At 40.3% G+C, this 8,043-nt stretch carries 10 protein-coding genes; 5 read left to right on the top strand and 5 right to left on the bottom strand.

The annotated features are described in order from the left end of the window. Positions 1–22: 22 nt before the first annotated feature. Genes ACFIKE_RS07390 through virB11 form a run of 5 tightly spaced genes read left to right on the top strand, consistent with a single transcriptional unit; the run spans position 23 to position 4,102 of the window. Complete coding sequence (locus tag ACFIKE_RS07390) at positions 23–310, top strand: type IV secretion protein VblB7 (RefSeq protein WP_375648961.1); 288 nt, start codon at positions 23–25, stop codon at positions 308–310. Continuing rightward, entirely contained in the window at positions 307–978 is a 672-nt protein-coding gene (locus tag ACFIKE_RS07385) for a virB8 family protein (protein WP_375626519.1), read from the top strand. Before ACFIKE_RS07390 ends, ACFIKE_RS07385 begins: the two co-directional genes overlap by 4 nt. 2 nt (positions 979–980) lie before the next feature. Then, entirely contained in the window at positions 981–1,835 is an 855-nt protein-coding gene (gene virB9, locus ACFIKE_RS07380; protein WP_375625280.1) for a P-type conjugative transfer protein VirB9, read from the top strand. A gap of 27 nt (positions 1,836–1,862) precedes the next feature. Then, positions 1,863–3,032: a type IV secretion system protein VirB10 gene (virB10, locus tag ACFIKE_RS07375; protein WP_375648958.1), complete on the top strand. Its 1,170-nt coding sequence runs from the start codon at positions 1,863–1,865 to the stop codon at positions 3,030–3,032. Positions 3,033–3,049: 17 nt separating this feature from the next. Beyond that, positions 3,050–4,102, top strand: a complete 1,053-nt coding sequence (gene virB11 / locus ACFIKE_RS07370; protein ID WP_375625278.1) for a P-type DNA transfer ATPase VirB11 — start codon at positions 3,050–3,052, stop codon at positions 4,100–4,102. Positions 4,103–4,945: 843 nt separating this feature from the next. On the opposite strand, the gene ACFIKE_RS07365 is transcribed toward virB11, so the two are convergent. The 5 genes from ACFIKE_RS07365 to ACFIKE_RS07345 form a co-directional block, all read right to left on the bottom strand. Continuing rightward, on the bottom strand, positions 4,946–5,152 hold the full coding sequence (locus ACFIKE_RS07365) for a type II toxin-antitoxin system RelB/DinJ family antitoxin (RefSeq protein WP_375648956.1): 207 nt from the start codon (positions 5,150–5,152) through the stop codon (positions 4,946–4,948). Between the two features lie 114 nt (positions 5,153–5,266). Continuing rightward, positions 5,267–6,739, bottom strand: coding sequence for a type II toxin-antitoxin system protein adenylyltransferase VbhT (vbhT, locus tag ACFIKE_RS07360; protein WP_375648954.1), 1,473 nt, complete (start codon positions 6,737–6,739; stop codon positions 5,267–5,269). After that, entirely contained in the window at positions 6,726–6,914 is a 189-nt protein-coding gene (locus tag ACFIKE_RS07355; RefSeq protein WP_375648951.1) for an antitoxin VbhA family protein, read from the bottom strand. Before ACFIKE_RS07355 ends, vbhT begins: the two co-directional genes overlap by 14 nt. A gap of 196 nt (positions 6,915–7,110) precedes the next feature. Further along, complete coding sequence (locus tag ACFIKE_RS07350) at positions 7,111–7,356, bottom strand: HigA family addiction module antitoxin (protein ID WP_375648949.1); 246 nt, start codon at positions 7,354–7,356, stop codon at positions 7,111–7,113. Between the two features lie 16 nt (positions 7,357–7,372). After that, complete coding sequence (locus tag ACFIKE_RS07345; RefSeq protein ID WP_375648963.1) at positions 7,373–7,489, bottom strand: type II toxin-antitoxin system RelE/ParE family toxin; 117 nt, start codon at positions 7,487–7,489, stop codon at positions 7,373–7,375. Between the last annotated feature and the right edge of the window lie 554 nt (positions 7,490–8,043).

Here is an 8,043-nt window from a genome sequence, read left to right as displayed (position 1 = left end):
ATTAGCAAAGGCCTAAGTTCAAATGCGGGAATTTAAAAAAATTGGGATTATCTTACCATTTCTCTTTCTCAGTGGCTGTGTGTCTTCACCAAACACACTGAAGTCACTCCCAAAATGTGATGGATATTCTAAACGTCCACTCAACAGATCAATGTGGAATTGGGAAGGGAAAAAACCCACGCCCACACCCATTATCATCAGTAACAACACACCTTCACCCCTAAAAGAAGAGAAGCTGGAAATGCTTCTGGCACAAAAATTAACGGATGAAGAAATCAAATCTTACAAAAATTGCGGGCAAAAAGCATGAAAGAAAAAGACATAGAACAATACATTGCTGAAGCACGCTCGTTCGATCAAGATCGCATGCTCGCCTCACGCCGCACCACCCGCGCCTCGCTTGCCATTGCCGGCATCGCGGTTGCTGTTGCAATAATGTCTTCTCTCGCGGTCATCACCCTCACACCCCTTAAAACCGTGGAACCTTTTGTCATCCGTGTGGACAACTCAACCGGCATTGTTGAAGTTGTGGAAGCCTTAAAAGAAGGTCCCACCAATGTCGACGAAGCAATCACACGCTACTTTGCTGCAAAATATGTCCGCTCCCGTGAAGGCTTCACCACAGAAGAAACACAACACAACTTCCAAACCGTCTCCCTCCTCTCTTCTTCTGAAGAACAGGAAAGATTTGCCAGCTGGTATGGAGCAAGAAATCCCCAAAGTCCTCAAATTCTCTATAAACACGCCGCCGTTACAATAACAATAAAATCAATCTCCTTTATCAATGACGATGTCGCCCAAGTGCGTTACTACAAAACCATTCACGACAAAGACAACAACAAAGAATTCATCACCCACTGGGTTGCAACACTTACCTTTGAATACATCAATGCCCCTATCTCTGTCCAAAACCGTTTGATAAATCCTCTAGGGTTTATTGTTAATGAATATAGAACCGATCCGGAAGTGGTCAACTGATCATGACAAAAAAAATTCTTTTTCTCATTCTTAACATCGCTATTACCCTCTCTCCTATACCGATAAGCCATGCCAGTATTTTTCCCACTCGTGCGCCAAGCGATAGCCGCATTCGCTTTATCAACTATGATGCCTATAATGTCACAAAAATTATTGGCTCCATACGCTCATCGGTACAAATAGAATTTTCTCCCAATGAAGAAATTGCCCATGTGGCAATTGGCAACAGCGTTGCATGGGAAGTCGCCCCCGCTGGCAATATTCTTTTCCTCAAAGCGCGGGAAGTCCAACCCATTACCAATCTCCAAGTCGTCACCACAAAGCTTGATGGCTCAAAGCGCTCCTATCAATTTGAACTGATGGTCAAAGATGGAGAAATTTCATCTGGACAAGAAACATATTTCCTTGTGAAATTTCGCTACCCACAAGAAGAAGCAGAACAAAGAAGACTCGCAGCCCTTATGCGACAAGAAAAACAACAAGCCCAGCGTATCGATAATGTCTTCAACGCTTCTGAAACCTACGGACCACGCAATTGGGCTTACACCGCTCAAGGATCGAGCGTGCTCGAACCCTCCTCCGTTTATGACAATGGCAAAACCACAACATTTACATTCCCAGACAACCAAGAAATCCCTGCCATTTACATTGTCAGCAATGACGGTACAGAATCGCTGGTTCCCAAAACCACAAGAGGCAACATGGTGATTGTCCATGCCATTAGCGCACGCTTCACCCTAAGACAGGGAAAAAACGTCCTATGCGTCTTTAACGAAGCCTATCAACCAAAAGGCACCAATCCAAATACCGGAACAACCTCACCATCTGTTGAACGTAAAGTTGCATCAGATCTTTAAATAAGCGGGAATTGAAGGGGACAACACATGAGTGATAAACCAATCATCGAAGATCGCGGATCTATTGGGGATGGCAAAAACAATAGCGCCAAAACCGCCGGCAAAAAAATAGTTGTCGCAATCGCCTGTATAGGAATCTGCGGCTATGTGCTCTGGAACATCTTATCCACCCCCACAGAACAAAAAGACACCGCAAAAGCTCATAAAAAACAAGCACAAAACTTTCACAATTCCCTCGCCCCTCTAGAGCTCGCGCCCTCTGACCCGCGCGCCAACATAGCACCAATAACCTTACCACCCCCACAACCACTCGCACAAGAACCCAAAAAAGATGACCCACTACTTGATGCCGCAAGACGCGCCCCTGTTCTCGCTTTTGCCAAAGGCTCTAAATCGCAATTAAAAGACATCGTCAACACCACTCTCAACCCCCTTGAAAAATTCCATGCCCTTGAAAATCTCGCGAATGCGCAAAATTCTCCTGCCCTTCAAAACACACAAAATTTTGCAACCCTCTTAAAACCCACCACAACAGAAGAAACAAAAGCAAAACTCATCGGCAATAGAAACTTTATCATCGCCATGGGAACCTCTATCCCCTGTATCTTAGAAACGGCATTAAACAGCGACCAACCAGGCTTTGCAAGCTGCATCATCAACCGTGATATCCTCTCTGACAATGGGCGCGTTGTTTTGCTTGATAAAGGAACCCAAGTCGTTGGAGAATACCGCGGTGGAATAAAACAAGGTCAATCTCGCCTCTTTGTGCTCTGGACAAGAGCAAAAACCCCAACCGGCGTTATCATTCCCCTTGCCTCACCCGCAACCGACAGTTTAGGCAGAGCCGGTTTTGATGGCAACATCAACACCCATTGGTGGGAACGCTTTGGCTCTTCCCTTTTACTCACCGTTATTGATGGTGCCACAACCGCCCTAACAAATAAAACAAAAAACAATTCCAACGCAGGTGCCAACAACTCTGGAGGCGGTGGTTTTGAAGGCGCAAACAACACTGGAAAAGAAGCCGCCAATATTGCCCTTGAAAATCAAATCAACATCCCCCCTACCCTAGAAAAATTTCAAGGCGAACTCGTCAACATCTTTGTAGCAAGAGATCTCGATTTTTCATCTGTCTATAAACTAGTCGTAAAGAGCAAAAGAAACCGCTCTACTACCAGCTATTCCTTTTTTCATTAAGCCAATAAAGTCACATTATGCCCTCAGCAAAAAATGCAGAACGCGCCTCTATCGTTTTAACAAAATTAAAGATCTTAGATGACTTCCTTAATGATGAAAATTTATTTGAAATTGTCATCAATCGCCCCGGCGAAGTAATCGTTGAGGGTCCCAATGGTTGGCAAACCCACATCGTAAAAGAACTAACCTACAGCGAACTAGAAGGGATTGCAAAAGTTGTTGCTGCCTACACAACACAAAAAATCAGTGTAGAAAACCCCGTTCTCTCCGCAACACTGCCAAACAACGAACGCATACAAATTGTTATGCCTCCAGCAGTTGCTGCCAATACCATTAGCATGACCATTCGTAAACCTTCATCACGCACTTTTTCTCTTGAAAGTTTACATGAAAACAATCTGTTTTCTGTTGCCCAAAACACCAGTTTCACACCCACACAACAAATGACAGAACGGTTATCCGAACTCTCTGATACAGACAAAGAGCTAACAGATCTCTTTATCGCTAAAGATTTTTGCACCTTTTTAGAACGCGCCGTTATTACACAACAAAATATCTTAATATCGGGCAAAACCGGTTCTGGTAAAACAACCCTCTCCAAAGCTTTAATTGCAAAAATCCCTGACTATGAACGAATTCTCACCATTGAAGACACGCCAGAACTTGTCGTTCCGCACGCCAACAAAGTCCAACTTTTTTATTCAAAAGATAACCAAGGCTTAGCAAAAGCAGGCGCAAAAGAACTGCTTGAATCAGGCTTACGCATGCGCCCCGACAGAATCCTTCTACAAGAGCTGCGTGATGGTACAGCCTTTTACTACATCCGTAATGTCAACTCTGGTCACCCAGGCTCCATTACAACCGTCCACGCCTCAACAGCACTTGCAGCCTTCGAACAAATGACCCTTCTTGTCAAAGAAAGTGACGGTGGTGGTAATTTAGCACGCGATGATATCCGCGGCTTATTAATCTCGATGATTGATGTCATCATCCAATGTAAACGCCTCGAAGGAAAATTTCGTGTAACAGAAATCTATTACGACCCCTTCAAACGCCGTGATGCTTTCTAAAAAAACGCGACCCTCACACCCCTTTTATACCAATAGAGCTTTCTTAAAAACACGATTATAAGCCGCGGATATCATCGCGTGCTAAATTACCACCATAGCTTCAAGTTCATTTTCAATGAATTGAAAGCAAAAAACAAAAAGAAGTAAAAATATCATCCCCATTCCCAATCACGCATGCGCCCCACAAAAAAACCAAAACGTGCCGAAAATGATATCTATAACCCAATATTTTTTCTGATTTTTTTGACATCAACATTTGCAGGAATATAGATACCAAATTTCGTATCCACTTCACCTTTAGCTTCAGACAAAAGCTTCACAAACACCTTTTAATATAAGAGGTCCTGCTTTATTTGCCTTATCCATTATTATTCTTTTCGATATTCATCGAGAAGCGCAGTTAAATTTTTCTTCCACGCATTCCTCTCTGATTTTATCAAATTGCCTCAAGATAATTGACTGTACACATCTTCGATCAACACCGAAATATTTTGACCACCAAAAAAGGGTATAACCCTATATCTCCCACTTTTACCCCTTATGCTTTAAAACCTAACTTTCCTTGGCTTCCCCCTCCCGTACCTTCCATAAAATCACCAGCATCTGGATGAGTAGCAATAAAAGAAACAATATCAAATAATTCTTCAAGCGATATGCCTTCTTCTTTTGCAGAAATTCAATAAGCTGCCGTTTCAATCACGGTTTGCATACATCATTCAATATACGGAAAACACCCATAACGATAATGATGTAAATTAAAAGCTACTTTGAAGTGAATGATCAAAAATATCAAATATCCAAATGATGAAACAAATCTTACCTATCTTTAGCAATACATATCTCTTAACCCTTATCACTTTTCTCAAAAGTTTTAAGCGTTTCCAAATTAGGAATATACATATCAAATGGCAATCCCTTTTCATAAACAACTTTTGTCAAAGCAATACGGATGAAATCAGACACCGTAAGTCCTAAATTTGCTAATATTTCACCGGATTTTTTTAACGCCCTATCTATGCAGGCACGTACAACATCTTTTGTCACACCCATATTAAACCTCTTTTGCCATATGGCTTAATAGGGCTTATACAGCATAAGGCTTTATCCTTGCCCTCACCGTATCATATCTATTGATCTTGCACGCGCTATTGCGTTGATTTTCTCCTATTGTCTCTGTTGCAAAAATTTAACCGACATTTGAAACTCTTTTATGCAATCTTTATCATGAGACTGTTCTTTGGGGACCACTTTTGATAAATCAAAACCATATTTATGAATGGCATCATGTCCAAAACGTTTATCTAAAGCACTTTGTAGCTTTAAAAACTCTTGATTGATCTGCTCTGGTATCTTTGAATAACTATCACGACCAGCTTCAACATTTTTCATAAAAGTCACTGCTTCTTGTGAAAGTGAGGGGACTTCAACTTTCAATCGCTCACGCTCCCGTGTAAGCCTATTTATATGTCTCTCATAAGAATTCTTATAAAAGGATTGAAGCTTTTCAATAGAAGAAAGTGTACGAGGAACATTGTAAAGCGCTTCTTTTCGTTCTTTTCCTGTAGCCTTCAATTTATCGATAAAACGATCTGATCCACGCAGTTCTCCTGCTCTATCAGGTTCCCTTTCCAAAATATCAGATAATTTATCGCCTTTACCTGCTAAAATTGTTTGCTCAATCCTAAGCGCAGCCTCTTGTGGATCTCTATAAATAAATGCTAAACGACTGTTTAACTCCTTAAACATATTAACATAAGATTTTTCATTCCTAAGAGCACTTAGCACCTTCTGTTCTAGATTAGAGTTATCCGTATAAGCAGCAAGGTATGGAGCTTTTTCTGTTGCTTTTAACGTAGCATTAACATCCCTTTGCGATTGCTCAACTTCAAGTTCTTCTTTTTGAAGTCTGCTAAAAGCTGTCTTTTCTCTATCCCAAAGGGTTTCAATCTTCTCTTTTTGTTGTTCCAAGCACTCTTTATTAAGATCAATGCAAAAAGCAATATTTTTGCCAATACCTTGAGAAACATCATCCCTTTTATTTTCTGTAAACTTGGTAAGGTTCTTATAGATGAGTGCAGACAGATATTCTGAATTACCAAAATGTGCTTCAATTGACGCACGTGTCATTTCTTGTCGCTCAATACCCTTCCAGTTGATACGATAACCAGCTTCACAAGCAAGTTGCACCATAAATTCGCGCTGAGTGCGCCCATTCCCCTCTCGAAACGGATGCAACGCATTCAACTCGCCCATGTAATACCCAGCCCTTTGGCTAAAGTCATAAGCGCCAAGACCACGCAGATATTGTTCTTTTGCAAGCTTTTGTGTAATCTTCGGTGCATAACGTTCAATCTGATTATAACTAGCAAACATACTATTGCCTTTGGCAATATCCACTAAACGAACTTGTCCCGCCCATTCATATATGTCACCAAACAGTCTTCTATGAATCTCTTTCATGTAATTCAGATCAAACTTACCACCAATAGGAGTATGTACAAATTCGAAAGATTTTACATAAGAAATCGTAGATTCTACACGCTGCAGTGTGGCTTTGTCTTTAATACCAAGCCGATTATACATCACACCAGTTTCATGATCAGTATAAGGATCACCGCTCCCCTTATACTTCCCCACGTTTTACCCGCTCCATATAATCTTTGATGATATCACTTGTTTCAAGCTCTCCAATAATAACACGTTCCATTTGCTCAACGACTTTTGGATCTGGCTCTAATCCCTCTAAACGTTGGCTTGCCAATGCATTTTCAGCATAAAAGCGACGTCGCTTAATTTCCTCTTCACTCAACATATAAAACCTTCCTTTGCTTATATTTATTATAGCCAAGCAGACTATAGAAACAAGATTTTATTGCCTTATCTTACCGTGTCACATCTTTTGCCTTTATCCGCACTATCGCGTTATTTTGCTCTTCCACATGTCTTTGTTGCAAAAATTTAACAACCATTTGAAACTCTTTTATGCGTTCTTTATCATGAGACTGTTGTTAAAAAATTGCTTTTGATAAATCATAGTTTGTTTGCATAGCAAGCCAAGCACGTGCTGTGCTTACACCAGACATTTCAAGCCTAATAGCAAGATTAGCACTCATAGCGGCTTTTCCATTTAAAACTCTAGAAAGTGCTACACGAGATATACCAAGCCACTCTGCTGCTTCATTAACGGATAAACCAAGCTCTTTGATCACATCTTCACGCAATAACTCACCGGGATGTGAAGGATTCTTCATCATTGTTTAGATCTCCTTTTTAATGATAATTTAGATAATCAACCATTTCGACATCTATGCTATCAAAGCGAAATATTACACGACAATTTCCATTTACAGTAATTGACCAATAATCCTTGAAATCGCCTTTTAGCAGATGTAATCAAAAAGACGGATAACTCAAATCTTTTGGCGATACATCTACTTCAAGAGCACCTAGAATACGCTTTAATTTTTGAGCATGGGCGGTTCTAACCCCTTTAGTCGTACCAGTATTACAAAAAGCTTCAATCCTTTTATGTTTAAATCCTAAGATCATAAATTAATATAGCGTATAACACTACAAGATACAAAAAACGTTCATTATTTTATATCACACGTTTTTTTACTTTATAAACATTAGAACTGTCGTGAAAAAATTGCTCATTCTCATCTCTCTCATTATTCTACTCATTATTAGAAAAGTATAAGTTCATAATTAGGAGGAGCTAAACGTAATAGGAGCGCATCATATCCCCAATTGGCAGCTGCACTTAGAAACATAACGACGATATAACCAATAGCCATTGCTGTTTGATGTTCATAAGGATCTGCCCCCGCTGTATATCCAGTAAAAAGAATGAATAAGACTAATAAATCCCCCCTGCTATAAACTCTGTTAAAATAATAACTGGTTTACGAATAAGTAAAAGAAAAAGGAAAATCAAAAAA

Source organism: Bartonella sp. MU70NMGDW, from assembly GCF_042194085.1.
GTDB lineage: Bacteria > Pseudomonadota > Alphaproteobacteria > Rhizobiales > Rhizobiaceae > Bartonella > Bartonella grahamii.
This window is presented reverse-complemented; position numbering and strand designations above follow the sequence as displayed.